Annotated in this window: 20 protein-coding genes; 11 read left to right on the forward strand and 9 right to left on the reverse strand. The window is 70.3% G+C overall.

All coding sequences use genetic code 11. The features are described from left to right. Window positions 1-2 precede the first annotated feature (2 nt). Both ACWCQS_RS26195 and ACWCQS_RS26200 read left to right on the forward strand, forming a co-directional pair. Window positions 3-2,354, forward strand: coding sequence for an FHA domain-containing protein (locus ACWCQS_RS26195; RefSeq protein WP_451006710.1), 2,352 nt, complete (start codon window positions 3-5; stop codon window positions 2,352-2,354). A gap of 333 nt (window positions 2,355-2,687) precedes the next feature. Continuing rightward, window positions 2,688-4,322 carry an alpha/beta hydrolase gene (locus ACWCQS_RS26200; protein ID WP_451006711.1) on the forward strand — a complete coding sequence of 545 codons (1,635 nt, stop codon included), beginning with the start codon at window positions 2,688-2,690 and terminating at the stop codon, window positions 4,320-4,322. A 213-nt stretch (window positions 4,323-4,535) separates the two neighbouring features. Here ACWCQS_RS26200 and glnA read toward each other — a convergent pair whose 3' ends face one another. Continuing rightward, window positions 4,536-5,897, reverse strand: coding sequence for a type I glutamate--ammonia ligase (gene glnA / locus ACWCQS_RS26205; protein WP_356303289.1), 1,362 nt, complete (start codon window positions 5,895-5,897; stop codon window positions 4,536-4,538). Between the two features lie 325 nt (window positions 5,898-6,222). On the opposite strand from glnA, the gene ACWCQS_RS26210 reads away from it, so the two are divergent. Continuing rightward, window positions 6,223-7,407 carry a globin domain-containing protein gene (locus tag ACWCQS_RS26210; RefSeq protein ID WP_451006712.1) on the forward strand — a complete coding sequence of 395 codons (1,185 nt, stop codon included), beginning with the start codon at window positions 6,223-6,225 and terminating at the stop codon, window positions 7,405-7,407. 306 nt (window positions 7,408-7,713) lie between these two features. Here ACWCQS_RS26210 and ACWCQS_RS26215 read toward each other — a convergent pair whose 3' ends face one another. Then, window positions 7,714-8,166 (reverse strand): RrF2 family transcriptional regulator, encoded by a 453-nt coding sequence (locus ACWCQS_RS26215; protein ID WP_451006713.1) that lies wholly within the window; start codon window positions 8,164-8,166, stop codon window positions 7,714-7,716. A 152-nt stretch (window positions 8,167-8,318) separates the two neighbouring features. Between ACWCQS_RS26215 and ACWCQS_RS26220 the strand changes: the two genes are divergently transcribed. The 3 genes from ACWCQS_RS26220 to ACWCQS_RS26230 all read left to right on the forward strand — a co-directional run bounded on the left by ACWCQS_RS26220 (window position 8,319) and on the right by ACWCQS_RS26230 (window position 11,824). Continuing rightward, a complete protein-coding gene (locus ACWCQS_RS26220) occupies window positions 8,319-8,996 on the forward strand; it encodes a DUF3105 domain-containing protein (protein ID WP_451006714.1) in 678 nt (225 codons plus the stop codon). After that, complete coding sequence (locus ACWCQS_RS26225) at window positions 8,996-9,676, forward strand: DUF305 domain-containing protein (protein ID WP_451006715.1); 681 nt, start codon at window positions 8,996-8,998, stop codon at window positions 9,674-9,676. The genes ACWCQS_RS26220 and ACWCQS_RS26225 overlap by 1 nt, the downstream gene beginning before the upstream one ends. A gap of 210 nt (window positions 9,677-9,886) precedes the next feature. After that, window positions 9,887-11,824, forward strand: coding sequence for a S53 family peptidase (locus ACWCQS_RS26230; protein ID WP_451006716.1), 1,938 nt, complete (start codon window positions 9,887-9,889; stop codon window positions 11,822-11,824). Between the two features lie 74 nt (window positions 11,825-11,898). On the opposite strand, the gene ACWCQS_RS26235 is transcribed toward ACWCQS_RS26230, so the two are convergent. Continuing rightward, complete coding sequence (locus ACWCQS_RS26235) at window positions 11,899-12,108, reverse strand: DUF397 domain-containing protein (protein ID WP_451006717.1); 210 nt, start codon at window positions 12,106-12,108, stop codon at window positions 11,899-11,901. After that, window positions 12,080-12,943: a helix-turn-helix domain-containing protein gene (locus ACWCQS_RS26240; protein ID WP_451006718.1), complete on the reverse strand. Its 864-nt coding sequence runs from the start codon at window positions 12,941-12,943 to the stop codon at window positions 12,080-12,082. Before ACWCQS_RS26240 ends, ACWCQS_RS26235 begins: the two co-directional genes overlap by 29 nt. 112 nt (window positions 12,944-13,055) lie before the next feature. Between ACWCQS_RS26240 and ACWCQS_RS26245 the strand changes: the two genes are divergently transcribed. Beyond that, on the forward strand, window positions 13,056-13,280 hold the full coding sequence (locus ACWCQS_RS26245; RefSeq protein WP_451006719.1) for a hypothetical protein: 225 nt from the start codon (window positions 13,056-13,058) through the stop codon (window positions 13,278-13,280). Between the two features lie 5 nt (window positions 13,281-13,285). Beyond that, window positions 13,286-13,633 carry an ATP-binding protein gene (locus ACWCQS_RS26250; RefSeq protein WP_451006720.1) on the forward strand — a complete coding sequence of 116 codons (348 nt, stop codon included), beginning with the start codon at window positions 13,286-13,288 and terminating at the stop codon, window positions 13,631-13,633. 1,002 nt (window positions 13,634-14,635) lie between these two features. Here the strand turns inward: ACWCQS_RS26250 and ACWCQS_RS26255 are convergent. The 4 genes from ACWCQS_RS26255 to ACWCQS_RS26270 form a co-directional block, all read right to left on the reverse strand. Continuing rightward, the gene (locus ACWCQS_RS26255; RefSeq protein WP_451006721.1) at window positions 14,636-15,853 is read right to left on the reverse strand and encodes an MFS transporter; all 1,218 of its coding nucleotides are present in this window, start codon (window positions 15,851-15,853) and stop codon (window positions 14,636-14,638) included. Window positions 15,854-15,974: 121 nt separating this feature from the next. Further along, window positions 15,975-17,024, reverse strand: coding sequence for an endonuclease/exonuclease/phosphatase family protein (locus tag ACWCQS_RS26260; RefSeq protein WP_451006722.1), 1,050 nt, complete (start codon window positions 17,022-17,024; stop codon window positions 15,975-15,977). Window positions 17,025-17,211: 187 nt separating this feature from the next. Beyond that, entirely contained in the window at window positions 17,212-17,841 is a 630-nt protein-coding gene (locus ACWCQS_RS26265; RefSeq protein WP_451006723.1) for a TetR/AcrR family transcriptional regulator, read from the reverse strand. Window positions 17,842-17,935: 94 nt separating this feature from the next. Then, the gene (locus ACWCQS_RS26270; RefSeq protein WP_451006724.1) at window positions 17,936-19,522 is read right to left on the reverse strand and encodes an MFS transporter; all 1,587 of its coding nucleotides are present in this window, start codon (window positions 19,520-19,522) and stop codon (window positions 17,936-17,938) included. A gap of 197 nt (window positions 19,523-19,719) precedes the next feature. Between ACWCQS_RS26270 and panB the strand changes: the two genes are divergently transcribed. From panB to ACWCQS_RS26285, 3 genes are all read left to right on the forward strand, one after another. Continuing rightward, window positions 19,720-20,586, forward strand: a complete 867-nt coding sequence (gene panB, locus ACWCQS_RS26275) for a 3-methyl-2-oxobutanoate hydroxymethyltransferase (protein WP_451006725.1) — start codon at window positions 19,720-19,722, stop codon at window positions 20,584-20,586. A gap of 399 nt (window positions 20,587-20,985) precedes the next feature. Next, window positions 20,986-22,011: an ATP-binding cassette domain-containing protein gene (locus ACWCQS_RS26280; protein WP_451006726.1), complete on the forward strand. Its 1,026-nt coding sequence runs from the start codon at window positions 20,986-20,988 to the stop codon at window positions 22,009-22,011. Continuing rightward, entirely contained in the window at window positions 22,008-22,880 is an 873-nt protein-coding gene (locus ACWCQS_RS26285; protein ID WP_451006727.1) for an ABC transporter permease, read from the forward strand. Before ACWCQS_RS26280 ends, ACWCQS_RS26285 begins: the two co-directional genes overlap by 4 nt. Window positions 22,881-22,898: 18 nt before the next feature. Here ACWCQS_RS26285 and ACWCQS_RS26290 read toward each other — a convergent pair whose 3' ends face one another. Next, window positions 22,899-26,162 (reverse strand): BTAD domain-containing putative transcriptional regulator, encoded by a 3,264-nt coding sequence (locus ACWCQS_RS26290; protein WP_451006728.1) that lies wholly within the window; start codon window positions 26,160-26,162, stop codon window positions 22,899-22,901. Window positions 26,163-26,168: the final 6 nt, after the last annotated feature.

Here is a 26,168-nt window from a genome sequence, read left to right on the forward strand (position 1 = left end):
CCATGGGAGAGCGGCCCGGAGCGCAACTGGCGCCCGAACTCGTTCTGGAGACCGACACGGGTTCCACGGTGATGTGCCCGAGCCGGCGCTACCGCGTCGGGCGGGATCCGTCCTGCGAGATCGCCATCAACGACCCCCGGGTCTCTTGGCATCACGCGGTGTTGTGCGCCGATGCCGACCACTGGATGGTCGCGGATGAGGACAGCAAGAACGGCACGTACGCCGACGGACGTCGTGTCCACGTATGCGCTGTTGGGCCTGGCAGCGTTCTCCGCTTCGGTCATCCGATGTCCGGGCCGCGCGCCGTTGTCACCGCCTGCGACCGGGGGTCCCTGGCGACGGGTTGGCTCGAGGGACCGCCTGCCGTGATGGAGCCCTCGTCGACGGGAACCTTCCGGATCCCTACGACGGTGCGGCGTCGGCCGAGGCGCACGGTGCGCATCGGCCGCGAGCGGGACAACGACCTCGTCATCCATGACGACCTGGGAGTCTCGCGTCATCACGCCGAACTGCGCGCGCACGCCGACGGGACGTACGAGATCGTCGATCTGGACAGCCACAACGGCACCTTCCTCAACGGTCGCCCGGTCGACCACGCCCTCGTCTCCGAGGGGGACATCGTCGGCATCGGCCGCTCCGCGTTCTGCCTGATCGGCGACGAGCTGCGCGAGTACGTCGACTCCGGTGAGGTGTCCCTCGATGTCCATGACCTGACGGTCACGGTCGACGGTGGCCGCAAAACGCTGATCGCCGGGATCTCCTTTCCCGTCGGTGCGAAGTGCCTGCTCGCTGTGGTCGGCCCGAGCGGCTCGGGCAAGTCCACCCTTCTGAACGCCCTGACCGGGCTGCGCCCCGCCGACCAGGGGACTGTCCTGTATGACGGCCGCGACCTGTACCGCGACTACGCGGAGCTGCGCCAGCGCATCGGTCTCGTTCCCCAGGACGACATCCTGCACACCCAGCTGACCGTGCGCCGAGCCCTCGTCTACGCGGCCGAACTGCGCTTTCCCCAGGACACCGCCCCGGCCGAACGGGAGGCGCGGGTCGATGAGGTCATCCGGGAGCTCGGTCTGCAGGAACGCGCCGAACAACCCATCCACCGCCTCTCAGGCGGCCAGCGCAAGCGGGTGAGCGTGGCTCTGGAACTGCTGACCAAGCCTTCACTGCTCTTCCTCGACGAGCCGACCTCCGGGCTCGACCCTGGCATGGACCGGTCCGTCATGGCCATGCTGCGGGGCCTGGCCGACGACGGGCGGACCGTCATCGTGGTCACCCACAGTGTGCTCAGTCTTCAGGTCTGTGACCGGCTGCTCGTCCTCGCCCCTGGCGGCAGGACCGCCTACTACGGACCGCCTGAAGATGCCCTGGGTTTCTTCAACTTCTCTGATTGGCCGGAGGCATTCGAGGCGTTCGAGGCCGACCGCGGCCGGGACTGGGCCGGTGAGTTCCTGCGCTCGCACCAGCACCGGCAGTACATCGAGGCCGCCGGTGCATGGCAGCCCGCTCAGCAGGCCGCAGTAGCTGCGAGCGGACCGCTTCCACGACGTCAGACCTGGACAGCGCAGCTGATGACACTGGTGCGGCGCTACGCGGCCGCGCTCGGTGCCGACCGGACCTTCGTCGGCATCATGATCGCGCTGCCGTTCGTGATGGGTCTACTGGCCCGCGCACTCGCCGGGAGCCGACTGACTCAGGAGACCGCACCAACTGCGCTGCTCATCCTCTGCGTCGGCGCCGTCCTGACCGGCGCCGCCAACGCCGTGCGCGAACTGATCAAGGAGCGCGCCATCTACCAGCGAGAACGAGCCGTCGGGCTGTCCAGATCCGCCTACGTGGTGTCCAAAGTCATCGTCCTCGGCACCGTCACGGTGCTGCAGGCCGTGGTGCTCACCCTGGTGGCCCTGGTCGGCGTCGACGTGAACGCTCCGAACGGCCACGGTGTGTTCACGGCGCCGCTCGCGGAGATCACGTTCGCTGTGGCCCTGCTGGCCTTCACCTCCATGATGCTCGGGCTCCTGGTCTCCGCCCTTGTGGCCAAGGAAGAGGTGACCATGCCGCTGTTGGTGCTCCTGGCCATCGCGCAGGTCGTGTTCTGCGGCGCCCTGCTGAAACTGCACGGCGTTCCCGTGCTCGACGAGCTGACCTGGCTGGTGCCTGCCCGGTGGGCGGTAGCCGCCATGGCGTCCACCATCGACTTCGCCCGGCTCGCACCCGGCAAGGCCGACCCGTTCTTCCACCACACCGTCGATGCCTGGCTACGGAACATGGGGATACTCATCGTCTTCTCCGCCGTCCTCGGCTACGCCGTCACACGACATCTGCGCCGCCATGAACCGGCAATCATGCGAAAGTAGGGTGACCTGGGAAAGGGGGCACGCCGAAGCCGTAAGGTGTGTGCCTACTCCATCACCGGGCGTTCCTACGGGCACGGGACTACGCGTTGCTCTGCATCAGGGCGGCGCCCACGACTTGCCGTCGAAGAACACGTTGGAACACCCCTGCGGCGGCCTGCCGCTACGTGTCGAGGGCCGCCGCCCGTGCGAGGGCCATGCGCCTGTGCCAGCACGTCTGAGCCAGCCCAGGGCCGCGCGTACGGGCACGCAGTCGCACCGTGCTCGAGAGCTTGCTCCACTGAACATGAGGGTGCAAAGGGACGGGCGGTAAGGCGGCAAGTAATGACGAGCCCCATGAAGTCCACGGCATCATCCGCGGCCATGTGCATGCGGGTCGGCGCTGTGGCCTTCTCCGTCGTCCTGGTGGCCGGTGCCGCCGGCGCAGGCACGGCGGGCGCCAAGGAGACAGCGCCCAGGACACGATCTCCCGCCGCTTCCGCAACCGCGAGCCCGGGCCCGCCCCTGCCCGGCTCACTCACCGGCCAGAAGCTGAGCTGGAAGAGCTGCCCGGCCCCCACGCCCCTGCAGGGCGCGGATGCCGGAGCGCCGGGAGGACTGTCCGACGGCACACCCTGGGAGTGCGCTTCTCTCAAGGTCCCCCTCGACTACGCCGATCCGGGCGGCGACACCATCCACCTGGCGCTGATCCGCGCCCAGGCCCGCCCGCAACACGGACAGAAGCGCATCGGCTCCCTCGTCTTCAACTTCGGCGGACCCGGCGCGTCCGGCGTTTTCTACCTCCCCCAGTTCGCGAACGACTACCGTGATCTGCACGCACGTTACGACCTGGTGAGCTTCGACCCACGCGGCGTCGGCGCCAGCGCACCCGTGCGCTGCCTGAACGACAAAGACACCGACGCCGCGAACGAGGTCGACGGCACCCCCGACAACGACAAAGAGCTCAAAGAGCTGAAAGCCGGCCTCGGGCCGGGGGACACGTACGTGGCGGCCTGCAAAAGGAACTCGGGCAAGATCCTTCCGCACGTCAGCACGACCAACGCGGCCCGCGACATGGATCTGCTGCGCCACGTCCTGGGCGACGACAAACTGCACTACTTCGGCACCTCGTACGGCACACAACTCGGCGGAACCTACACCCATCTGTTCCCCGGGCACGTGGGCCGGGCCGTCTTCGACGCCGTCGTCGACCCCACCCAGGACCCGGTGCAGCAGTCCCTCGCCCAAACCAAGGGCTTCCAAGTGGCCCTGGACAACTACTTGGAGGACTGCGCACGGCAGCCGGACTGCCCGGCCGGCAACAGCGTCACAGAGGGTCGCAAGAAGATCATCGATCTGCTGAAGCGGCTCGACGCGCAGCCGCTGCCCACCAACGACGGCCGCAAGGTGACCCAGGACCTGGCGGAGCTCGGCATCGCATCGGCGCTCTACTCCAAGGACAGCTGGCCCGATCTGACGCAGGCCCTGCAGGAAGCCGAGCAGGAGGGAACCGGAAACACGCTACTGCAGCTCGCCGATGCGTCCAACGGTCGCGACTCCAAAGGCCACTACGACAATTCGGGGCCCGCACAAATCGCGATCAACTGCGCCGACTTCCAGCAGCGCTACACGGTCGACGATGTGGAGGCGAAGCTGCCCGAGTTCCGCAAGGCCTCCCTGATCTTCGGTGAGTCCGGGGCCTGGTCCCTGCTGGAGTGCACCGACTGGCCGGTGAAGGGCGAGGCCAAGCACCCGCAGGTCGCCGCAAAGGGGTCGGCTCCGATCCTCCTTGCCGGCACCACCGGTGACCCGGCCACCCCGTTCGCCGGGACCCGGCGGATGGCCGACGAGCTCGGTAAGGGCATCGGCGTCGAGCTCACCTACAAGGGACAGGGACACGGAGCGTACGGCACCGACAACTGTGTGACGAAGACGGTGAACGCCTATCTGCTCGACGGCAAGGTGCCGAAGGACGGCACGGTCTGCACGTAGCAGCGGAGGCGCTCAAGGCCGCGACGGAGCCGGCGCCGGCTGTGGTCATGCGTGCTGCACGCCGCGGATACCCTCGGGGTTCTCTGTGAGGGCACCACTCCAGCGCCGGACGGCCCAGAGACGGCCCAGAGGCTGTGAGACACAGCGGGGCCGACGTTCCACGACCGTCGGCCCCAAGGGATCGTCTCGGCGGAAACTCGCCCTGACCTGCCCCTACAGCACCGGCAGGTTCTTCCGCAGCTCGAAGGCCGTGACCTCGCTGCGGTATTCCTCCCACTCCTGGCGCTTGTTGCGCAGGAAGAAGTCGAAGACGTGTTCGCCGAGGGTCTCGGCGACCAGGTCGCTGCGTTCCATGAGGGTCAGGGACTCGCCGAGGTTCTGCGGGAGGGGTTCGATGCCCATCGCGCGGCGCTCGGCGTCGGAGAGGGCCCAGACGTCGTCCTCGGCGCCCGGCGGGAGCTCGTAGCCCTCCTCGATGCCCTTCAGGCCGGCCGCCAGGAGCACGGCGTAGGCCAGGTAGGGGTTGGCGCCCGAGTCCAGGGAGCGGACCTCGACGCGGGCCGAGCCGGTCTTGCCGGGCTTGTACATCGGGACGCGGACCAGGGCGCTGCGGTTGTTGTGGCCCCAGCAGATGTACGACGGGGCCTCACCGCCGGCGCCGGCCGTGCGCTCGGAGCCGCCCCAGATGCGCTTGTAGGAGTTCACCCACTGGTTGGTGACCGCGGAGATCTCCGCCGCGTGCTTGAGCAGGCCCGCGATGAAGGAGCGGCCGACCTTGGAGAGCTGGTACTCGGCGCCGGACTCGTAGAACGCGTTGCGGTCGCCCTCGAAGAGGGACAGGTGGGTGTGCATGCCGGAGCCCGGGTGCTCGGAGAAGGGCTTCGGCATGAAGGTCGCCTGCACCCCCTGCTCCAGCGCCACCTGCTTCATGACCAGGCGGAACGTCATGATGTTGTCCGCCGTGGAGAGCGCGTCGGCGTAGCGCAGGTCGATCTCCTGCTGGCCCGGCGCGCCCTCGTGGTGGGAGAACTCCACCGAGATGCCCATCGACTCCAGCATGGTGATCGCCTGGCGGCGGAAGTCCATGCCGACGTTGGTGGGCGTGTGGTCGAAGTAGCCCGAGTTGTCGGCCGGGGTGGGGCGGGAGCCGTCCAGCGGGCGGTCCTTCAACAGGAAGAACTCGATCTCGGGGTGGGTGTAGAAGGTGAAGCCCAGGTCGGAGGTGCGGGCCAGGGCGCGCTTGAGCACATAGCGGGGGTCCGCGAAGGACGGGGAGCCGTCCGGCATGAGGATGTCGCAGAACATGCGGGCGGTGCCGGGGGTCTCCGCGCGCCACGGCAGGACCTGGAAGGTGGAGGGGTCCGGCTTGGCGATCATGTCGGACTCGTAGACGCGGGCGAAGCCCTCGATGGCCGAGCCGTCGAAGCCGATGCCCTCGTCGAAGGCCTGCTCCAGCTCGGCGGGGGCCACGGCGACGGACTTGAGGAAGCCCAGCACGTCCGTGAACCACAGGCGTACGAACCGGATGTCGCGCTCCTCCAACGTACGGAGCACGAACTCCTGCTGCTTGTCCATCTTCCGCTACCCCATCCTTGCTGGTCAGGCCGCCTGTCCCCCGTCCCGCGGGAGGCGGTCGGGCACCTGAGCATCCCACCACAACACCATTTCATGCGCGTTGCGGACCTTGATCGCGGATACGTCCTCGGCCTGAACGCCTCTCGTACGGCAGATGTACTGCCGTCTTGCCCATCTTGCCTGCTCGGACCGACATGTGTAATGGCCGATCCGCTTCGGACGTGAGGCAAAGCACGTCTCGATAATTTGCATCTCAGATGCAACTTTTCATAGCGTTCTGATCAGTCGAGATGTGAAGAGATCCGGCGAGATCCGAGGAGATCCGATGCTGACCGAACAGTCCGCAGTCACCGTCCGCGCCACGCTTCCCACCGTCGGCGCGGCCATCGGCGAGATCACCGAGCGTTTCTACGCCCGCCTCTTCGCCGCCCGCCCCGAACTCCTGCGGAACCTGTTCAACCGCGGCAACCAGGCCTCCGGCGCCCAGAAGCAGGCCCTCGCCGGATCCATCGCCGCCTTCGCCACGCACCTGGTCGACAACTCGGACCAGCGGCCGGACGCGATGCTCAGCCGCATCGCGCACAAGCACGCCTCCCTGGGCGTGGCCCCCGAGCACTACCCGATCGTGCACGAGCACCTCTTCGCCGCCATCGCCGAGGTCCTCGGCGAGGCCGTCACCCCCGAGGTCGCCGCCGCCTGGACCGAGGTCTACTGGCTGATGGCCAACGCGCTCATCGCCATCGAGAAGCGGCTGTACGAGGAGAGCGGCAGCACCGAGCGCCGGCCCTGGGAGGTCGTGGAGCGCGTCGAGGAGACGGCGGACGTCATCACCTTCCGGCTGCGCCCGGCCGACGGCGGCCCGGTGCGCGACTTCCGCGCCGGCCAGTACGTGTCCGTCCAGGTCGAGCTGCCCGACGGCGCCCGGCAGATACGGCAGTACAGCCTCTCCGGCGCGCCCGGCGAGACGCTCCGCCAGTTCAGCGTCAAGCGGGTGACCGGCGACGACGCCCCCGACGGCGAGGTCTCGAACCACCTCCACGCGCGCGTGCGCGTCGGTGACGTCCTGGACCTGTCCGAGCCGTACGGCGACCTCGTCCTGGACGCCGGCGCCGACACCCCCGTGCTGCTCGCCTCCGCCGGCATCGGCGTGACCCCGATGATCGCGATGCTGGCCGACCTCGCGGCGGGCGGCCACGGCGGCCCGGTCACCGTCGTCCACGGCGACCGCTCCCCCGCCGACCACGCCCTGCGCACCGACCACGAGACGTACGCCGGGAAGCTCGCGGACGCGTCCGTGCACTTCTTCTACGAGCGGGACGCCGAGCCGGGCACCCGCACCGGCCTGGTCGACCTCGCCGAGATCGCCGTACCGGCCGGCACGCGCGCGTACCTGTGCGGCCCGCTGCCCTTCATGCGCGCGGTGCGCACCCAGCTGATCGAGAAGGGCGTGGCCCCGGCCGACATCCACTACGAGGTGTTCGGCCCGGACCTGTGGCTGGCCCAGGGCTGAGCAGCGGCAGTTCCAGCGGAGCGCCTTCGGCCCTACGGCCTCCGGATCACCGGGGCAGGGGCGCGGGCGCGAGATCAGGGCCCGAGAGGTGCCCATGCCCGAGGTGGGGCGACGCAGTGACGGCGTCGCCCCACCAGCACGACCCGGCCCTCGGACCAGTGGTCGAGGTGGGCCAGGCAGACCGGACACAGCGGACCGCATCCGCCGTACGCGCGTGCGGGATGCGGGTCAACTCGCGCTTCGGCACTTCCAGTTCACCGGCGATATCCCCAGGTCTTCCAGCGCGTCGGCTTTCGGCCGCCGGCGTCAACCGCCCAGCGGCCCCCGGGAGATGCCCAGCAGCAGCGGGCCCGTCGGGTCGGTGACGAGTTCGTCGACCGTGACCGGGTCCAGCGCCGCGTAGAACGCCTCCTGGGCCCGGCGCAGCGCGCCGCGCAGGCGGCAGGCGGAGTTCAGCGGGCACGGGGCCGTACCCGCCGTACCCTCGCAGTCGACCACGTCGCCCTCACCCTCGAAGGTGCGCACCACCGCGCCGACCGAGGCCGAACGGCCCTTGGCGGTGAGGCTGAGGCCACCGCGCCGGCCGCGCCGGGCGTCGACGAGGCCCAGGTGCTGGAGTTCGGCGACGACCTTCGCGGCGTGGGTGTAGGGCACGTCCATGTCCGCCGCGACCTGGCGGGTGGTGGGCGTGGCGTCGGCGGCCACGGCCAGTCGCATCAGGACGCGCAGGGCCAGGTCGGTGGAGCGCAGAAGCCGCATATCACAAGCCTAGGTAATGCGCATCCACGGTTCAAATTATTGCTCGGCCACCTCCTTGCCGCGCCCTGCCTACGGAAGCCGCCCCCTTCCCCACTACGATCAGCGGGCCCCACCCTTCCCGTTGCCGGCCCTTTCCCCCAGAAGGACACCTCATGGGTTCCGCCAAGTACAGCAGCGCGGCGCGCAAGGCGCGCATCGAGGAGATGCGCCGTGCCGAGCGTGCGCGCGAGCGCCGCAACCGCGTGCTGACCATCGCCGCGAGCGTGGTGGTCGTCGCCGGCCTCGTGGTCGGCGGTGTCGTCCTCGTGAACTCCCAGTCCGGGAAGAAGAAGGACACGGCGAGCGACTCCAAGGCCGCCCGGAGTTCCGGCGACTTTGGGCAGTGGACCACCGACAAGGACGGCGTGAAGGTCTGGTCCGGCAAACTGGCCCGGACGCACGTGCAGACCAAGGTGTCGTACCCGATGCACCCCCCGGTCGGCGGCAACCACAACCCGGTCTGGGCGACCTGTGACGGCACCGTCTACACCAAGCCGCTGCAGGACGAGAACGCCGTGCACTCGCTGGAGCACGGCGCGGTCTGGGTGACGTACACCAGCAAGGCGAGCAAGGCCGACGTCGACGCGCTGGCGGCGAAGGTGAAGAAGACGCCGTACTCGCTGATGAGCCCGTACGAGAACCAGGCGGCGCCACTGATCCTGTCGGCCTGGGGCCACCAGGTGACCGTCAAGAGCGCCGGTGACCCGGAGGTGGACAAGTTCTTCGCCACCTACGTCCAGGGCAAGCAGACCCCCGAGCCGGGCGCCGCCTGCACCAGCGGGGCGATGTAGTGCAGCGCCGGCACGTCGGCTGGATCGCCGGGTCCGCGGCGGCGGTGCTCGTCGCGGCCGGCGCGATCACGTACGCGGTCGCCGAGGACACGAGCGGCCGTTCGGCCGTGCGGACACCGTCCGCCGAATCGGCGGACGCCGGTTTCGCCCGGGACATGGCGGTCCACCACCAGCAGGCCGTCGAGATGTCGTACATCGTCCGGGACCGCACGAAGAACGCCGAAGTGCGGCGGCTCGCCTACGACATCGCGCAGACGCAGGCCAACCAGCGCGGCATGCTGCTCGGCTGGCTGGACCTGTGGGAGCTGCCGAAGGTGTCGGCGAAGCCGCCCATGGCCTGGATGGGCATGGGCGACATGCCCGAGCGCGGGGACGGCTCGCTGATGCCGGGCATGGCGACGAACACGGAGCTGAGGAAGCTCCAGTCGCTGAACGGCAAGCAGGCCGAGATCCTCTACCTCCAGCTGATGACGGACCACCACAAGGGCGGGATCCACATGGCCGAGGGCTGTGTCGCCAAGTGCACCGTCGGCGTGGAGAAGCGGCTCGCGCAGGGCATGGTCGACGCGCAGCAGTCCGAGCTCCAGGTGATGGCCCAGATGCTCAAGGAGCGGGCGCGAAACCGCGTTCGTGAACGAAACGGAAGCGCGCTCGTGAACAGCGGGCAAGCCCTTTCGTAATGCACCCGTAAGGATAAAAGCCTCAAATCGCCCCACCTGACGGTTACTTGAGCTTCTCTTGACCTTTTCGTTCCCCTGGCATGAACGGTTCATCGAAAGAGTGACCCCCATCGTGTGATCCATACGGTCGGCCGAACCGCCGCGGGCCGGCACGCGGATGCATGACGTATCGACCACTACATGCATGCGAACCGCATCGCAGGGGGTTCTATGAGATCCAACCGCGCCAAGCTGCGCGCCATGAGCATGGCAGCGACACTGCCCATGGTCGCCGGCGCGCTGGCGCTGGGCATACCCGCGGCACACGCTGCGGACAGCCCCGCTCGTGAGGCACTGAAGGGCACCAAGCCGCTGTGGGCCACGGCCAAGGCGGACAAGGGCGCGACCTCGAACAGCGCCCAGGTGAACGCCCGGGTCTACCTGGCCGGCAAGAACGCGGCGGGCCTCGCCGCCTACGCCAAGGCCGTGTCCGACCCCAGCTCGACGCTCTACGGCAAGTACCTGAGCGCCAAGAAGGCGCAGGCCGCCTTCGGGGCCACCAAGGCCCAGGTGGCCGCCGTCAAGTCCTGGCTGACGTCGGCCGGCCTGAAGGTCACCGAGGTCACCCAGCACTACGTCGCCGTCTCCGGCGACGTGGCCGCCGCCGAGAAGGCGTTCGGCACCCAGCTGCACAACTACGCCAAGGGCTCGGCGACTTACCGCGCCCCGGCGCAGACGGCCACCGTGCCGGAGGGCCTGAAGGGCTCCGTCCTGACCGTCACCGGCCTGGACAACGCCCCGCACAAGGCCAACCACGACGACCAGCTCCCGCCGCCGGACGCCGTGTTCAAGAACTCCGGGCCGTTCTCCTCGTACTTCGGCTCGAACATCGCGACGACCCTCCCGGACGCGTACGGCGGCAAGATCCCGTACGCGATCAAGGGCTACACCGGCAAGCAGCTGCGCGCCGCCTACGGCGCGGGCGACTACACCGGCAAGGGCGTCCGCGTCGCGATCACGGACGCCTACGCGTCCCCGACGATCGCCTACGACGCGGGCACGTACGCGGTCAAGCACGGTGACGCGGCCTGGAAGACCAGCCAGCTGCACCAGGCGCTGCCGAAGAACTACACCAAGACCAAGGAGTGCGGCGCGGCCGGCTGGTACGGCGAGGAGACCCTCGACGTCGAGGCCGTGCACGCGGTGGCTCCGGACGCCGACGTCACGTACGTCGGTGCGGCCTCCTGCTACGACGACGACCTGCTCGACTCGCTCAGCAAGGTCGTGGACAACCACCTGGCCGACATCGTCTCCAACTCCTGGGGCGACATCGAGGCCAACCAGACCCCGGACCTCGCGGCCGCCTACGACCAGGTCTTCCAGCTGGGCGCGGTGCAGGGCATCGGCTTCTACTTCTCCTCCGGTGACAACGGCGACGAGGTCGCCCACACCGGCACGAAGCAGGTCGACACCCCCGCCAACTCCGCCTGGGTGACGGCGGTCGGCGGTACGTCCCTGGCCGTGGGCAAGGGTGACACGTACGAGTGGGAGACCGGCTGGGGCACCGAGAAGGCGACCCTGTCGGCCGACGGCAAGAGCTGGACCAACTTCCCCGGCGCCTTCACCTCGGGCGCGGGCGGCGGCACCAGCAAGACGGTCGCCGAGCCGTACTACCAGAAGGGCGTCGTCCCGGACGCGCTGGCGCAGGCGAACAACGCCGCCGGCAACCGCGTCGTCCCGGACATCGCGGCCATCGCCGACCCGAACACCGGCTTCCTGGTCGGCCAGACCCAGACCTTCCCGGACGGATCGCAGCAGTACAGTGAGTACCGCATCGGCGGCACCTCGCTCGCCGCTCCGGTCATCGCGGCGGTCCAGGCGCTGGCCCAGGAGGCGCGCGGCGGCAAGGCGATCGGCTTCGCCAACCCGACGATCTACGCCAAGTACAACAAGGGTGTCTTCCACGACGTCACGGACAACCCGACCGGCTCCGGCCTGGCGGTCGCCCGCGTGGACTTCGCCAACGGCTTCGACGCGTCGGGCGGCCAGCTGTACTCGGCCCGCAGCCTCGGCAAGGACAGCTCCCTGTCGGCGGTCAAGGGCTACGACGACGTGACGGGCGTCGGCTCGCCGGCGAACGGTTACGTCCAGTCGTACCGCAAGCACTGACGCGCTGACGCTCCGCTGAGGGGCGGGGGGCGTGGGGTCCTGAGGACCTCACGCCCCCCTTGCTTTGCGTTGGTTTACGCGGACTTCGACTTCAGTGCGGTGATGAAGGGGGTCCAGGCGGTAGGGGTGAGGAGGAGGATGGGGCCGTCGGGGAACTTTGAGTCGCGGACGGGGACGAGGGCGGGGACGTTGGGGGCTACTTCGACGCAGTCGCCGCCGTCACCGTTGCTGTAGCTGCTCTTGAACCAGAGAGCGTCACTCAAGTCGATCCCGTTGCTTGCCATTTCGGTAATCCTCTGCCGCTGCCTTGATCATGGCGAGGGACGTGTCTGGTGACAGCGCGACGGCCCTGAGCCGATCGTATGCCTTGCGGTATTGCTTCACGAGGGCCGGATCGTCGATGGTGTCCCCGCTGTACGACGCCTCGACGTAGAGCAGCGGCGGCGCGTCCTGAAACGTCATGACCTTGATGGAGGCGGCCATCAGGGGATACGCACCGCACGTCCGCAGAACGATCTGTGGTGTGATCCGGCGCCGCTCGGCCAATGCCACGACCCGGTCCAACTGCTCGGCCATCTCCAGCGGTGGCAGGATCGGGTCTGTGATCAGCGACTCGTGCAGGATCGCCCAGTACTCCGGGGTGGAGTGGCCCTCCTCGAAGAGGCGGGCACGAGCGAGCCGGGCGGTCACCTTCTCCTCGACCCACTCGTCGGAGGTCGCCGGGTGGGCCGAACGGACCAGCGCTCCTGCATACGGCGCCGTCTGGAGCAGCCCAGGAAAGGTGATGGGGCACCATTCCTCAATGGACTCCGCGGACTTCTCGGCCTCCAGGACCTTCTCGAAGTACGCGGCATGGGGCCCTCGCCGCGCCTTCCGCACATCCTCGCAATGCCGCTCGAAGAAGCCGTCGGTCTTCAGGACCCGGTCCGCGTGCCGGGCCAGATCGAGCGGCATCCTCCGCTCGCCGCGCTCGATGTCGCTGAGGTACGTCTTGCCGTAGAAGCTGCCTTCGAGGAACGCCTCCAGCGACAGCCCCGCCGCTTCCCTCTTCCAGCGCAACTCCGCGCCGTAGAAGGTCGGGACGCTCATCGAGCCGTCGATGTCCTTGCGCCGTGCCATCGCTCACCTTTCGCTGCCCCGGTCGCGAACGCGAAACCACTTTTACGGTAGCCAGCAGAGGGACAGTCTGTGAGGAGTTCGTCACACACCGCACAGAAGGGTGCAGGAGTCCATGCCCGACCACCGCTCCCCCACCGCCTACGACGTCACCCTCTGCGTGGAGGAACTCCGCTCGGCCCTAGCCCTGCACGGCATCACTCTCCCGTCCCTCCGCGTGGATCTGCCGAGTTTCGCGGGCACGTACGCCCGGCCCGCCGGACTCGTCACGCTCGGGAACTGCAACACGGCCACGGCACGGGCGCTGGCCGCTGCCCTCAGGAAGACGGCGGGCCGGTGAGGACGATGCTCGAACTCCGCCTGCTCGCCACGCCGAAGGCCGCGCCGGAGCTGCGGCACCGGCTCCGTGAGCACAGCTACGACGTCCGGCTGTGCGCGACGGAGTTGCTGACGAACGTCATCGACCACCTGGGCGAGGGCACACCGGTGACCGTACGCGTCATCGGTACGGCGGCGACCCACGGCCGTACCCGCATCGAGGTGACCGACCCCGCGCCGGGTGCGCTGCCCGTGCTGCTGTCCGCTACGGAAGCGGAGGAGTCGGGGCGCGGCTTGGCACTGCTCGCGGCGCTCGCCGAGCGGTGGGGCGTGGAACAGTGGGCGGACAGGAAGACGGTCTGGTGCGAGCTCTGAAGTTGCCGTGGGACCGCCCGCTTCTTGGCCAGTGTCGTGCTTCCGCGAGGTGCGTCAAGGGCGCTACGCGTCGGCTTCGCCGATGGCCCTCCGGGCCACCCTTGACCCACCTCACTCCAGCACGGGGAAGAAGCGAGCGGGCAGCCCGGGAAAGTGGCCGCCTTACCGGTACCGGCCCCTTGGGTCGGCTGAGCAGGCGCCCTGGGTTACGGGGTCGCGCTCGCGCCTCGCCTGCACGCCGGGTGGGCTGGGCGGCTTACGGCCAGTAGGTGGCGCGCCCCCGGCGGACGGCGGCAGCCGGGCAGGCTCAGCGACGCACGGCCAGCAGGTGACCCGCCCCCGACGGATGGCGGCACACCGAGTCGGCTCAGCGGCTTGCGGTTGGTGGTGGGGGTGGCGGCGGTGGGGAGTCACATCCGTCCCATGGGTCACGCGCAGGCAGTGATTGGCAGATCTGTTCCACCCCTGACCGCCTCTCGACCGCCTGACCTGGGGCTTTCGGAGCGCCCCTTGGCTCAAATCTTCCAATCACCGCCGGAGCCACCCCGATTGGGCCTCCGTCGCAACTCGGGAGAGCCGCCGATCGCCACCGATCCCACCCGCCGGTCGCCGCCGAACCCACCCGGCGTGCATGCGAGGCGCGACCGCGCACCCCACCCATGAACCCGCAAGCCGCCAAGCCCGCCCGGCGTGCATGTGAGGTGCGAACGCGGCCCCGCCGACGGGGTCCGGTCAGCGCCCTCGGGGCCGGTGCCGGTCGGGGCCACCGCTCTTCCGGGCCGCTCGCTCGCTTCTTTCGCGGGCTGGAGTGAGGTGTGTCAAGGGTGGCCCGGAGGGCCATCGCCGAAGGCGACGCGAATGCGCCCTTGATTCACCTCACGGAAGCCCGACACTGGCCGAGAAGCGAGCGGCCAAACGGCAACTGGCAAGCTCGGGCCCACAGCAGCGGACTTCGCCCCCCTCCCGGCCGACCGAGTCGGGTGGGCGGGTGGGCAAACGAAGTCAGTGGTGCAGCGCAGCCGACCCCTCGGGTACGTGGGACGTAACGACCCGCCCCACCGACGGAGTCCCCCCGCGGCGGTCCACCGCGTACGCCACGCTCGCCACGCCCAGCCCCAGCACCGCCAGCATCGCGCCGGCCAGCGCCGGGGACGTCGTACCGAAGCCCGCCGCGAGCGCCAGGCCGCCGATCCAGGCGCCGCCGGCGTTGGCCAGGTTGAAGGCCGCCTGGTTGGCGGAGGAGGCCAGGGACGGGGCCGCCGAAGCCTTCTCCATCACCATCAGCTGCAGCGGCGAACCCGTGACGAACGCCGCCATACCCAGCAGCGTCACCGCCAGCGCCGCGCTCCACTCCGCTCGCATCAGCACCGGGAACAGCAGCAGCACGACACCCAGTGACGCCAGCCCGCCGAACAGCGTGCCCCGCAGCGAGTGGTCCGCCAGGCGGCCGCCCAGCAGGTTGCCCGCCGTGGCGCCCACCCCGAACAGGGCCAGGAGCAGCGTCACGCTGCCCTCCGCGAACCCGGCCGACTGCGTCAGCATCGGGGTCACGTAGCTGTACGCCGCGAAGAGCGCGCCGAAGCCCGCCACCGTCGTACCCAGTGCCAGCCAGACCGGCACGGACCTCAGCGCGGCCAACTCGCCGCGCAGGCCCGTCGACGAGGCGGCCTGCCCCTGGTCGTGGGGGATCAGCAGCGCCAGCGACGCGATCGCCGCCAGGCCGATCGCGCTCACGCCCAGGAAGGTGGCCCGCCAGCCCAGGTGCTGGCCCATCAGCGTGGCCACCGGCACGCCCGCGATGTTGGCGACGGTCAGGCCGAGGAACATCAGGGAGACCGAGCGGGCCTTGCGCTCCGGCGGGACCATGGTCGTGGCGACGACCGCCCCTACGCCGAAGAAGGCACCGTGCGGCAGGCCGCTGAGGAAGCGGGCGGCCAGCAGCGAGTCGTTGCCGGGGGCGAACGCGGAGAGCGCGTTGCCCGCGACGAACAGCGCCATCAGGGCGATCAGCACCGTGCGGCGGGACATGCGGGCCGTGAGCGCGGCCAGCAGCGGGGCGCCGATCACCACGCCCAGCGCGTACGCCGAGACCAGGTGCCCGGCGGTGGGGATCGAGATGTGCAGGTCGTCCGCGACGTCGGGCAGCAGGCCCATCATCACGAACTCGGTGGTACCTATACCGAAAGCGCCGACGGCCAGAGCGAGCAGGGCCAGGGGCATGAAGGGCCTGTGCCTTTCAACGTGAGAGTCGACTCGACGTGAGAGTCAACGAGAGCGGAGTTCCGTCACAGCATATGTTCAGCCACGGAACAAAGCCTCTCAGGCCCAGTATTCCAGCGGGTTACGACGACGTGTCCAGCTTCACACGCGCAGCCACCGGCAGATGGTCGCTGCCGGTGCGCGGCAGGGTCCAGGAGCTCTCCGGTTCGACCCCCTTGACCATGATCTGGTCGATCCGCGCCATCGGGAACGACGCCGGCCAACTGAACCCGAAGCCGCTGCCCGCCGCGCCCTGCGTGGAGCGCATCTGGGAGGTGACGGCGTTGAGCGAACGGTCGTTCATCGTGCCGTTCAGGTCACCGAGCAGCACCACCCGCTTCAGCGGCTCGTCGGCGATGGCCTCGCCGAGCGCGTCGGCGCTCTTGTCGCGCTCCCGGGCGGTGAACCCGGCCTTCACCTTCACCCGCACCGAGGGCATGTGGGCGACGTACACCGCGACGGGGCCCTGCGGGGTGGCGACGGTGGCCCGCATCGCGCGCTTCCAGCCGAGCTTGATGTCCACCGCCCGCACATCGCTCATCGGGTACTTGCTCCACAGGCCGACCGTGCCCTCGACCCCGTGGTACTTGTAGGTCGGCGCGAGCGCCTTCTCGTAGGTGGACACGGCCGTCCCCGGGACCTCTTCCAGGGCCAGGACCTCGGCGCCGGAGGCGGCCACCTCGCGGGCGGTCCCGGCGGGGTCGGGGTTCTCGGCGTTGACGTTGTGGGTCGCCACCATCAGGTCGCCGCCCGAACCGGTCTTGTCGGTGAGCAGCCCGCCGAAGAGGTTCAGCCACACGATCGCCGGAAGGAGTACGGCGATCAGCGCGGTCGCCGACCTCCGCAGCAGCCCGAGGAGCAGCAGCACCGGGATGGCGAGGCCCAGCCACGGCAGAAACGTCTCGGTGAGGCTGCCGAGGTTGCCCACCCGGTTCGGGATGCGCGAGTGCAGCAGCATCACCAGGGCGAGCAGGAGGGCGAGGAGCGCGAGGATGATGCCCCGGCGCCAGATGCGTGGGTCGCCGTGCCAGCCGGCGAGCAGGCGGTGCAGCAGGCGCCGAAGCCGGGATCCGGGTCGCTCGGGCCCCGAGCCGCCGTTGTCCGTCTCCGTCATGTACGCCTGCTGCGCCATACCGTCTGCCTCACTGCCTGCCGTGCACACCGTCGTTCCCCCGTGTTCTTCCGACCCTAGGGGATGATCGGCTCTGCTCCCGCCGTCCCATGACGGCCGTACGGAAGACGAGGACGAAGGAAGCGGGACAGGGAGTTCCGTTAGCCCTGGGGCACTCGGGGTTTGTGACGAAACGCGCACATAAGTGCTACGAGGCTGTCGAGCTGACGGGCCGTAGGCCTTCCAGGACCGTGTCGACGATCTGTTCCGCCAGGCCCTCGGGCAGGTCGCCCTCGGGGCGCAGGACGGTGCGTACGAGCATGGGGCCGACGAACAGGTCGTTGGCCAGGTCCAGGTCGACGTCCGGCCGCAGTTCGCCGTTCTCCCGGCCCCGGCGCAGCACCTCCATCCCGAGTTCGCGGCGGGGCGCGATGACGCTGGCGTGGTACGCCGACCAGATCTTCGGGCTGTGCTTCATCTGCGCGTAGACGTTGTGCAGGATCGCCGAGGAGCGGTGCACGAGTCCGCGCTGGCGCATGGACTCCAGCAGCACGACGAGGTCTTCGCGCAGGGAGGTGCCGGGGAGTTCGGGGTCGGGGGGTTCGGCGGCGCGTACGACGTCGACGAACAGTTCCTCCTTGCCGCTCCAGCGGCGGTAGATGGTGGCCTTGCCGACCCCGGCCGTGCGCGCGACGCGTTCCATGGAGAGTTCGGCGAGCGGTACGCCGTCCTCCAGGAGCTTCATCACGCTTTCCAGAATGGCCCGTTCCAGTGCCTCGCTGCGGGGGCGTCCCCGCACGGGCCCGTCCGGTCGCGGCCGGCTCTCGGCAAGGCTCACGTCGTCCGTCCTCTCAGTCTGCTGCGGGAATTGTCCCGCAGCCACCTCCCTCCCCCGTGGAGCCTCGGTCTGAACCGTGGCCGCTCGGTCCGCGTCAGTCCGCTGCCGCGACCAACTCCGCCTCCCGTTCGCCCGCTTGAGCGGCGGGCGGCTTGCCGGGCAGGAACAGGGCCGTCACCACGGCGCCGATCAGCGCGACACCCACTCCGCAGAGGGCGGTGACGTGCATGGCGTGCAGGAACGCGTCGTCGGCGGGGGTGACCACGGCCTTGCCCTGCGGGCCGAGCTTGCCGGCGATGCCGAGGGTGGCCTCGATGGACTCGGCCGCCTTGTCGCGCAGGGCGGGCGGCAGCATGCCGAGCTTGCCCTCGATGCCGTTCCGGTAGGACGTGGCGAGCACCGAGCCGAGTACGGCGATGCCGAGCGCGCCGCCGACCTGGCGGAAGGTGTTGCTGAGCGCGGAGGCGGAGCCGGCCTTCTCGCGCGGCAGCGCCTGCATGATGACGACCGAGGTCGGCGTCATGATGTGCGCCATGCCGGTGCCCATGAGGAAGAAGACGACCTCCAGGATCCAGATCGGGGTGTCGGCCTCGAACGTGGCGAACGCGGCCAGCGTGGCGGCGATCAGCACCAGGCCGGCGGTGGTGGTGGCCTTGTTGCCGAACCGGTCGACCAGCAGGCGGGCGCGCGGCGCGAAGATGAGCTGGGCGCAGGCGAGCGGCAGCATCAGCACACCGGACTCCAGCGGCGAGTAGCCGCGCACGCTCTGGGTGTAGAAGACACCGAAGAACGTGACGCCCATCAGCGCGAAGAAGACCAGTGCGATGGCGCTCATGGCGGCCGAGAAGACCTTGTTCTTGAAGTAGGTGACGTCGAGCGACGGGTGGTCGCTGCGCTTCTCGAAGATGACGAACCCGGTCAGGACGGCGAGACCGGCGACGATGGTCGCCAGCACCTTGGCGTCGGTGAAGTCGGCGAGTTCCCCGCCCTTGATGATGCCGTAGACCAGCAGGACCAGGCCGACGACGGACAGGATGACGCCGACGGGGTCGAGGCGGCCGGGCTTGGGGTCGCGGGAGTCGGGCACCAGCCAGGTCATCAGGACCAGCGCGACGATCACGATCGGCACGTTGACGAAGAAGACCGAGCCCCACCAGAAGTGGTCGAGGAGCGCGCCGCCGGTGATCGGCCCGATGGCGATGGCGAGGCCGACGCCGCCGGCCCAGATGCCGATGGCCTTGGGCTGCTCCTCGCGCTCGAAGACGTTCATCAGGACGGCGAGGGTGGCGGGCATGACGAAGGCGGCACCGAGGGCCATCAGGGCGCGGAAGGCGATCAGCTGGCCCGGCGAGCCGGACTCGGCGGCCAGGGCGGAGCCGATGCCGAACACGGCGATGCCGCCGAGCAGCACCTTCTTGCGGCCGAGGCGGTCGCCGATGAGGCCCGCGGTGAACAGCAGGCCGGCGAAGACGAGGGTGTAGGCGTTGATCGCCCACTCGATCTGCCCCTGGGAGGCGCCGAGGCCGGTCGGCGCGGGGCTGGAGATGGTCTTGATGGCGACGTTCAGGATCGAGTTGTCGAGCACCACGATCAGCAGGCTCAGCATCAGCACGCCGAGGATCGCCCAGCGGCGCCGGTGCACCGCTTCCGGTATCCGGGAGGCAGGGACGGGACTTGTCATGTGTTCGAGCCTACGACCATTTCGATACGGAACGGTCTCGTATCTTGCTTCTTTACGAAGGACTTACACAGCTCGGTCTCAGCCACGGTTGTGGATCACAGGCGGTCCCTCTGGCCGTGACTGGCACGAGGTGCCACCATGGAGGCGATCCGGGGACGCCGTCAGGGCGCCTCGAGATGACTGAAGGAGCCGTTGCCATGACGCAGCTTTCGGCTGCCCAGAACAAGCCCTCCGACGGCAGCAAGACGCTGTACGGGGGGAAGGGCACTCGCCGCATCACCGTCCGCGACATCGCCCTCGCCAAGGAGCGGGGCGAGAAGTGGCCCATGCTCACCGCCTACGACGCGATGACCGCGTCCGTCTTCGACGAGGCCGGGATCCCGGTGCTCCTGGTCGGCGACTCGGCGGGCAACTGCCACCTCGGGTACGAGACGACCGTGCCCGTCACCCTCGACGAGATGACCATGCTGTCGGCGGCCGTGGTACGCGGCACGCAGCGCGCCCTGATCGTGGGCGACCTCCCCTTCGGCTCCTACCAGGAGGGCCCGGTGCAGGCGCTGCGCTCGGCGACCCGGCTGGTGAAGGAGGCCGGGGTCGGCGCGGTCAAGCTGGAGGGCGGCGAGCGGTCGCACGAGCAGATCCGGCTGCTGGTCGAGTCCGGCATCCCGGTCATGGCACACATCGGCCTGACCCCGCAGTCCGTCAACGCGATGGGCTACCGCGTGCAGGGGCGGGGCGAGGAGGCGGCACAGCAGCTGCTGCGCGACGCGAAGGCGGTGCAGGACGCCGGCGCCTTCGCCGTCGTCCTCGAACTGGTCCCGGCGGAGCTGGCGGCCGAGGTGACGCGCGTGCTGCACATCCCGACGGTCGGGATCGGCGCCGGGCCCGAGACGGACGCGCAGGTCCTGGTCTGGACGGACATGCTGGGCCTGACCTCCGGTCGGGTGCCGAAGTTCGTGAAGAAGTACGCCGACCTGCGTGAGGTCATGGGCGACGCGGTGAAGTCGTTCGCCGAGGAGGTCGTCTCCGGGGCGTTCCCGCTGGAGGAGCACTCCGTCCACTGAGCCATCGCGGCAACACCCCGGCAGCCCCGCTGATCTTCCCCCGTCAGCGGGGCTGCCCCTTTGCGGGGTGGCTGACGTCCCTGGGGGCTCCGCCCCCAGACCCCCGGCCTATGCCCACCCACCACCCGTCTCGGTCGGCTGGAAGGGCGCCGTCACGGCGTCGAACCCGCGCGGCGCCGCATCGGTCCCCCCGTCCGGCCGACCGAGACGGGTGGGCGGTGGGCAAAGCCGTGGGCCGCGAAGGCGCCGCCGCGGGCTCGGCTCGGGAGGCCGAAAACTCCCCTGGACGGCACCCTCTCGGCCGACCGAGACGGGTGGGTGGTCGGTGAAAACCCCCTGTCGGCAAGCTGTAGGCAACTTGTCGGCGATTTGTCGGCAGACGCTGGCACCGTCTTCCCCATGACGCGAATCCATGAAAACCCCGTCGGCGCGAGCCACGCAGTGACGGTACGGGGACTGGTCAAGCACTACGGCGAGACCAAGGCGCTGGACGGTGTCGACCTGGACGTGCGCGAGGGCACCGTGATGGGCGTGCTCGGTCCGAACGGCGCCGGCAAGACCACCCTCGTACGGATCCTGTCCACCCTGATCACCCCGGACGCCGGCCAGGCCACCGTGGCCGGCTACGACGTCGTACGGCAGCCCCGCCAGTTGCGCCGGGCCATAGGGCTCACCGGCCAGTACGCCTCCGTCGACGAGAAGCTCCCCGGCTGGGAGAACCTGTACATGATCGGCCGGCTGCTGGACCTGTCCCGCAAGGACGCCCGCGCCCGCGCCGACGAGCTGCTGGAGCGGTTCTCCCTCACGGAGGCGGCCAGGCGGCCGGCGAGCACGTACTCCGGCGGTATGCGGCGGCGACTCGATCTCGCCGCCTCGATGATCGGGCGCCCGGCCGTCCTCTACCTCGACGAGCCGACCACCGGACTCGACCCCCGCACCCGCAACGAGGTGTGGGACGAGGTGAAGGCCATGGTCGGCGACGGCGTCACCGTGCTGCTGACCACCCAGTACATGGAGGAGGCCGAGCAGCTCGCCTCCGAGCTGACCGTGGTCGACCGCGGCAAGGTCATCGCCACGGGCGGGATCGAGGAGCTGAAGGCCCGCGTCGGCGGCCGTACCCTCCGCGTCCGGCCTGTCGACCCGCTGCAGCTGCGCCCGCTCGCCGAGATGCTGGACGAACTGGGCATCACCGGGCTCGCGACCACCACCGTGGACACCGAGTCCGGGACCCTGCTGGTGCCGATCCTCAGCGACGAGCAGCTGACCGCCGTGGTCGGCGCCGTCACCGCGCGCGGCATCACGATCTCCGCCATCACCACCGAACTGCCCAGCCTGGACGAGGTGTTCCTGTCCCTCACCGGCCACCGTGCCAGTGCCCCGCAGGACACCACGCCCGCCGACTCCCGCGAGGAGGTCGCCGTATGAGCTCCCACCCGTCGCCCACCACCACCCTGAACGAGGCGCTTCGCGCCGCCCCTACGATCACCACCATCACCACCCCCGCCGCCACCGATGTACGTATCCCGCTGCGCGGGCATCTGCGGCACACCGGCGCCCTCATCCGCCGCAATCTGCTCTGGATCCGCCAGGACCCGGAGTCGATGTTCGACGCGCTGCTGATGCCGGTCGTCTTCACCCTGCTGTTCGTGTACGTCTTCGGCGGGTCCATCGGGCAGGCGCTCGGCGGCGGCCAGGGCCAGTACGTGCAGTACGTCATTCCGGGCATGATCGCGATGATGAGCATGACGCTCTCCCAGGGCGTGGGCACCGGGTTCAGCCAGGACTTCAACAGCGGGGTCATGGACCGGTTCCGGTCGCTGCCGATCGGGCGCGGGTCGGTGCTGTTCGCGAAGATCGCCGTCGAGCTGGCCCGGATGCTGTTCGCCACGGCCGTGCTGATGGTCGTCGCCGTGCTGGTCGGCTTCCACATCCACCACTGGGCCGGCCTGATGGCTGCCGTCGGACTGTCCGCGCTGTTCGCCTCCTCGATCATGTGGGTGTTCCTCACCCTCGGCGTGATCCTGAAGAACGCGCAGTCCGTGCAGGCGATGGGCTTCCTGGTGCTGTTCCCGCTGCAGTTCGGCTCGTCGATCTTCGCGCCGACCAAGTCGATGCCGGGCTGGCTGCAGCACTTCACCGACTACAACCCGCTGTCCACGCTCGCGGACGCGGCCCGCGGTCTGATGATCGGCGGCCCGGTGGCGCACGACCTGTGGGTGACCGTGGCCTGGTCGGTGGCGATCACGGCGGTCATGGCACCGGTCGCGATCCACAAGTTCCGCACCAAGACCTGAGCCGGCCTGCGCCGTGCGTCAGACCAGGGCGGTGGCCTCCGCGAGGGAGAGGCCACCGCCCTCGGCGTACGCGGCCCGGTAGGCGGGTTCGTCCAGGGTGTCCCGGATCCGGCCCTCGGCCATGTCGCGGCACCGGCGCTCGACCCCGGAGAGGATGTGCCCGGACGGCAGCAGGGCGTGCGCGGCGCCCAGGCAGCGGGCGGCGTCGACGGCGCGGCTGCCGCCGTCGAGGCGGGCGAGGGCCAGCGAGGCGGTGTAGAGGCAGACGGAGTCCAGGTGTGGGGCGACGGTCCTGGACAGCGGGTCCTGAGCGAGCCGCAGCGCCCGCCTGACCCGGTCCAGGGCGTCCTCGGGACGGCCGTCGATGGCGTCCAGCCAGGCCTCCTGGGTGAGGATCATGGAGTCGAAGACGACGAAGTGCGCGATCTTGAACTCCTCGCGCAGCCGGCGCAGTTGCTCCCGGGCCTCGGCGGTGCGGCCGGTCAGGCCGAGCCAGCAGGCGAGGAACAGCCGGGCGGCGGGCATCGCCTCGTTGTGGGAGCCGTCCTGGCTCGCGATGACGTCCCGGAGCAGTTGCTCGCCGCGCTCGAGGTCGCCCGTCTCCATGAGCACGCTGCCGAGGCGGGCGCGGAGGACGGCCACCTGGCCGCGGGCGCCGAGGCGTTCGGCGTGCTCGATGGCCGCCCGGTAGTCGGCGGCGGCCGCACCGTAGGCGCCCTGGCGTTCATGGGCCTCGCCACGGGCGGACAACGCCTCGGCGGTGCCCCAGGCGTCGCCGAGGCGGCGGAAGATCTCCAGCGATTCCTCGGCGTCACGGGTGGCGTTGCCGGCCCAGTCGGCGCGGTTGGCGAGGAGGTTGGCGCGCAGCTGCAGGGTATTGGCCAGGTCCCACTCGAAACCGGGGGTGTCACGGCAGGTCTGGACGCAGGCGTCGATGACGATCCACATCCGCTCGGCGCCGCCGGTCAGCATGACGGCGAAGAACCAGAGCAGGCCGGGCACCCGGCAGGTCTGCGGCAGCCCGGGCTCGTAAGCTTCCACGATGGCGCGCAGCTTGGCCTGTGCCTCGGGCGTCTGCCACGACTCCAGGTCGTGGTCCATGCCGGCGAGGTGGGCGAGGTGGACGCCGCGCCGGGCCTCGGCGAGGACCTCGCCGGCGTACGGGGGCGGGGCGTCGGTGCAGCGCTGCCACTGGGGCAGGGCCGGCCGTACGGGTGCGGCGAAGGGGTCGGGGCCGAGCGCCATGACCTCCTCGCACCAGGTGCGGGTCTCGATGCGCTGGTCCCGCATCTGCCAGAAGACCACCAGAGACAGCACCAGGCACAGTCCCTCCTGCTCGTCGCGCGCGGCGACGGCGTGCCGCAGCGCGGTGCGCAGGTTCTCGTACTCCAGCTGGAACCGGTCGATGGCGGTGCGCTGTTCGGGGCCGCGCAGCAACGGGTCGGTGGTGCGGGCGAGTTCGCGGTAGTACGTCAGATGGGCGCGCTCGGCCTCGCTGCGGCGCCCGGTCTCGTCGAGCCGTTCGCCGGCGTACTCGGCGACGGTCTCCAGGAGCCGGTAGCGCATCCCGCCGTCGGCCGAAGGGGCGGCAACCACCAGGGACTTGTCGACCAGGGAGCCGAGCGCGTCCAGCGCGACGGGCCCGCACACGGCCTCGGCGGCGGCCAGGTCGCAGCCGCCCGCGAAGACCGACAGCCGGGCGAGGACGTCCCGCTCGTCCGCGTCCAGCAGCTCCCAGGACCAGTCCACGACGGCCCGCAGGGTCTGCTGGCGGGGCAGGACGGTGCGGCTGCCGGAGGTGAGCAGCCGGAACCGGTCGTCGAGGCGGTCCGCTATCTGGCGTGGGCTCAGCATCCGCAGCCGGGCCGCCGCCAGCTCGATCGCGAGCGGGAGTCCGTCGAGCCGCCGGCAGATCTCCGCACAGGCCTCGGGGTCGTCCTCGACGCGGAATCCGGGGCGGGCCGCCGCGCCCCGGTCGGCGAGCAGCCGCAGCGCGACCGGCTCCGGCAGCGGCTCCACCGGGCGCACCAGCTCCCCCGGCACGCCGAGCGGTTCGCGGCTGGTGGCGAGGACGGTCAGCCCGGGGCAGCGGGCCAGCAGCCGCTCGGTGAGGTGGGCGGCGGCCTCGATCACATGCTCGCAGTTGTCCAGGACGATCAGCATCCGGCGCCGGGCGCAGTGCTCCACGATCCGTTCGAGGGGGTCGTCGTGCCGGTCGGTGACCGCGCGGATGCTCTCGGCGCCGGCGCCGTGCAGCACGGTGTCACGGGCACCGATGGCGGTGAGCACGGCCTGCGGTACGGCCTCTGGGTCGTCCACGGGAGCGAGTTCGGCCAGCCACACCCCGTCCCGGACGGTGTGCCGTACCGCCTCGGCGGCCTCCTGGGACAGCCGGGTCTTCCCGGCGCCGCCCGGACCGAGCAGGGTGACCAGGCGGGCGGCGGCCAGATCGGCGCCGATGGCCTCGATGTCGGTCTCCCGGCCGACGAAGGAGGTGAGCCGGGCGGGCAGATTGCCCACGGCCGCCGGCCCGGGCCGCGGCGCCGGGGGTTCCTCGGCGGCCAGCAGCTCGGCGTGCAGGGCGCGCAGTTCGGGCCCTGGGTCGGAGCCGAGCCGGTCCGCGAGCAGCCGTCGTACGTCCTCGTAGGCGGCGAGCGCCTGGGCCGGGCGGCCGGCGTCGCGCAGGGCACGCAGCAGCAGCGCCTGGAGCGGCTCGTCCAGCGGATGGTCGTCGCACAGGGCGGTCAGCTCGGGCAGCACCTGCTCGGCGTGCCCGAGGGCGAGGGCGGCGGTGTGCCGGGCGCGCAGCGCGTCCAGCCGGCGGGTCTCCCAGCGGGCCGCCTCGGCGTGGTGGTCGGGCAGGTCGGCGAGGGCGGGGCCGCGCCACAGGCCGAGCGCGTCGTCCAGGACGGTGGCGGCCTTGGCCGGGTCGCCGTCGGCGAGGGCCCGCAGGCCGTCGCCGGTCAGCCGCTCGAAGCGGGTGAGGTCGATGTCGTCGGGCGCGGCGGTGAGCCGGTAGCCGCCCTCGGCGGAGGCGACGGCGTCCGCGCCGAGGGTACGGCGCAGCCGGCCGACCAGCGCCTGGAGCGCCCCGGCGGCGTCGGCGGGCGGGTCCGCGCCCCAGACCTCGTCGACCAGCACGCCCACGGGCACGGTCCGCCCGGCCCGGAGCGCGAGCACGCCCAGCAGGGCACGCAGCCGCGCTCCGCCGACCGGGACGGCCGTGCCGTCGGGGCGGATTACCTGGGTGGTGCCGAGCAGCGAAAAGCGCACGGGGTCCATTCTCGC

The organism is Streptomyces sp. NPDC002076 (genome assembly GCF_053593835.1).

Bases quoted from the DNA above. Each gene is read 5' to 3' on its own strand.
- ACWCQS_RS26195 (WP_451006710.1), top strand. From the start codon at position 3: ATGGGAGAGCGGCCCGGAGCGCAACTGGCGCCCGAACTCGTTCTGGAG.
- ACWCQS_RS26200 (WP_451006711.1), top strand. From the start codon at position 2,688: ATGAAGTCCACGGCATCATCCGCGGCCATGTGCATGCGGGTCGGCGCT.
- glnA (WP_356303289.1), bottom strand. From the start codon at position 5,897: ATGGACAAGCAGCAGGAGTTCGTGCTCCGTACGTTGGAGGAGCGCGAC.
- ACWCQS_RS26210 (WP_451006712.1), top strand. From the start codon at position 6,223: ATGCTGACCGAACAGTCCGCAGTCACCGTCCGCGCCACGCTTCCCACC.
- ACWCQS_RS26215 (WP_451006713.1), bottom strand. From the start codon at position 8,166: ATGCGGCTTCTGCGCTCCACCGACCTGGCCCTGCGCGTCCTGATGCGA.
- ACWCQS_RS26220 (WP_451006714.1), top strand. From the start codon at position 8,319: ATGGGTTCCGCCAAGTACAGCAGCGCGGCGCGCAAGGCGCGCATCGAG.
- ACWCQS_RS26230 (WP_451006716.1), top strand. From the start codon at position 9,887: ATGAGATCCAACCGCGCCAAGCTGCGCGCCATGAGCATGGCAGCGACA.
- ACWCQS_RS26235 (WP_451006717.1), bottom strand. From the start codon at position 12,108: ATGGCAAGCAACGGGATCGACTTGAGTGACGCTCTCTGGTTCAAGAGC.
- ACWCQS_RS26240 (WP_451006718.1), bottom strand. From the start codon at position 12,943: ATGGCACGGCGCAAGGACATCGACGGCTCGATGAGCGTCCCGACCTTC.
- ACWCQS_RS26245 (WP_451006719.1), top strand. From the start codon at position 13,056: ATGCCCGACCACCGCTCCCCCACCGCCTACGACGTCACCCTCTGCGTG.
- ACWCQS_RS26250 (WP_451006720.1), top strand. From the start codon at position 13,286: ATGCTCGAACTCCGCCTGCTCGCCACGCCGAAGGCCGCGCCGGAGCTG.
- ACWCQS_RS26255 (WP_451006721.1), bottom strand. From the start codon at position 15,853: ATGCCCCTGGCCCTGCTCGCTCTGGCCGTCGGCGCTTTCGGTATAGGT.
- ACWCQS_RS26260 (WP_451006722.1), bottom strand. From the start codon at position 17,024: ATGGCGCAGCAGGCGTACATGACGGAGACGGACAACGGCGGCTCGGGG.
- ACWCQS_RS26270 (WP_451006724.1), bottom strand. From the start codon at position 19,522: ATGACAAGTCCCGTCCCTGCCTCCCGGATACCGGAAGCGGTGCACCGG.
- panB (WP_451006725.1), top strand. From the start codon at position 19,720: ATGACGCAGCTTTCGGCTGCCCAGAACAAGCCCTCCGACGGCAGCAAG.
- ACWCQS_RS26280 (WP_451006726.1), top strand. From the start codon at position 20,986: ATGACGCGAATCCATGAAAACCCCGTCGGCGCGAGCCACGCAGTGACG.
- ACWCQS_RS26285 (WP_451006727.1), top strand. From the start codon at position 22,008: ATGAGCTCCCACCCGTCGCCCACCACCACCCTGAACGAGGCGCTTCGC.
- ACWCQS_RS26290 (WP_451006728.1), bottom strand. From the start codon at position 26,162: ATGGACCCCGTGCGCTTTTCGCTGCTCGGCACCACCCAGGTAATCCGC.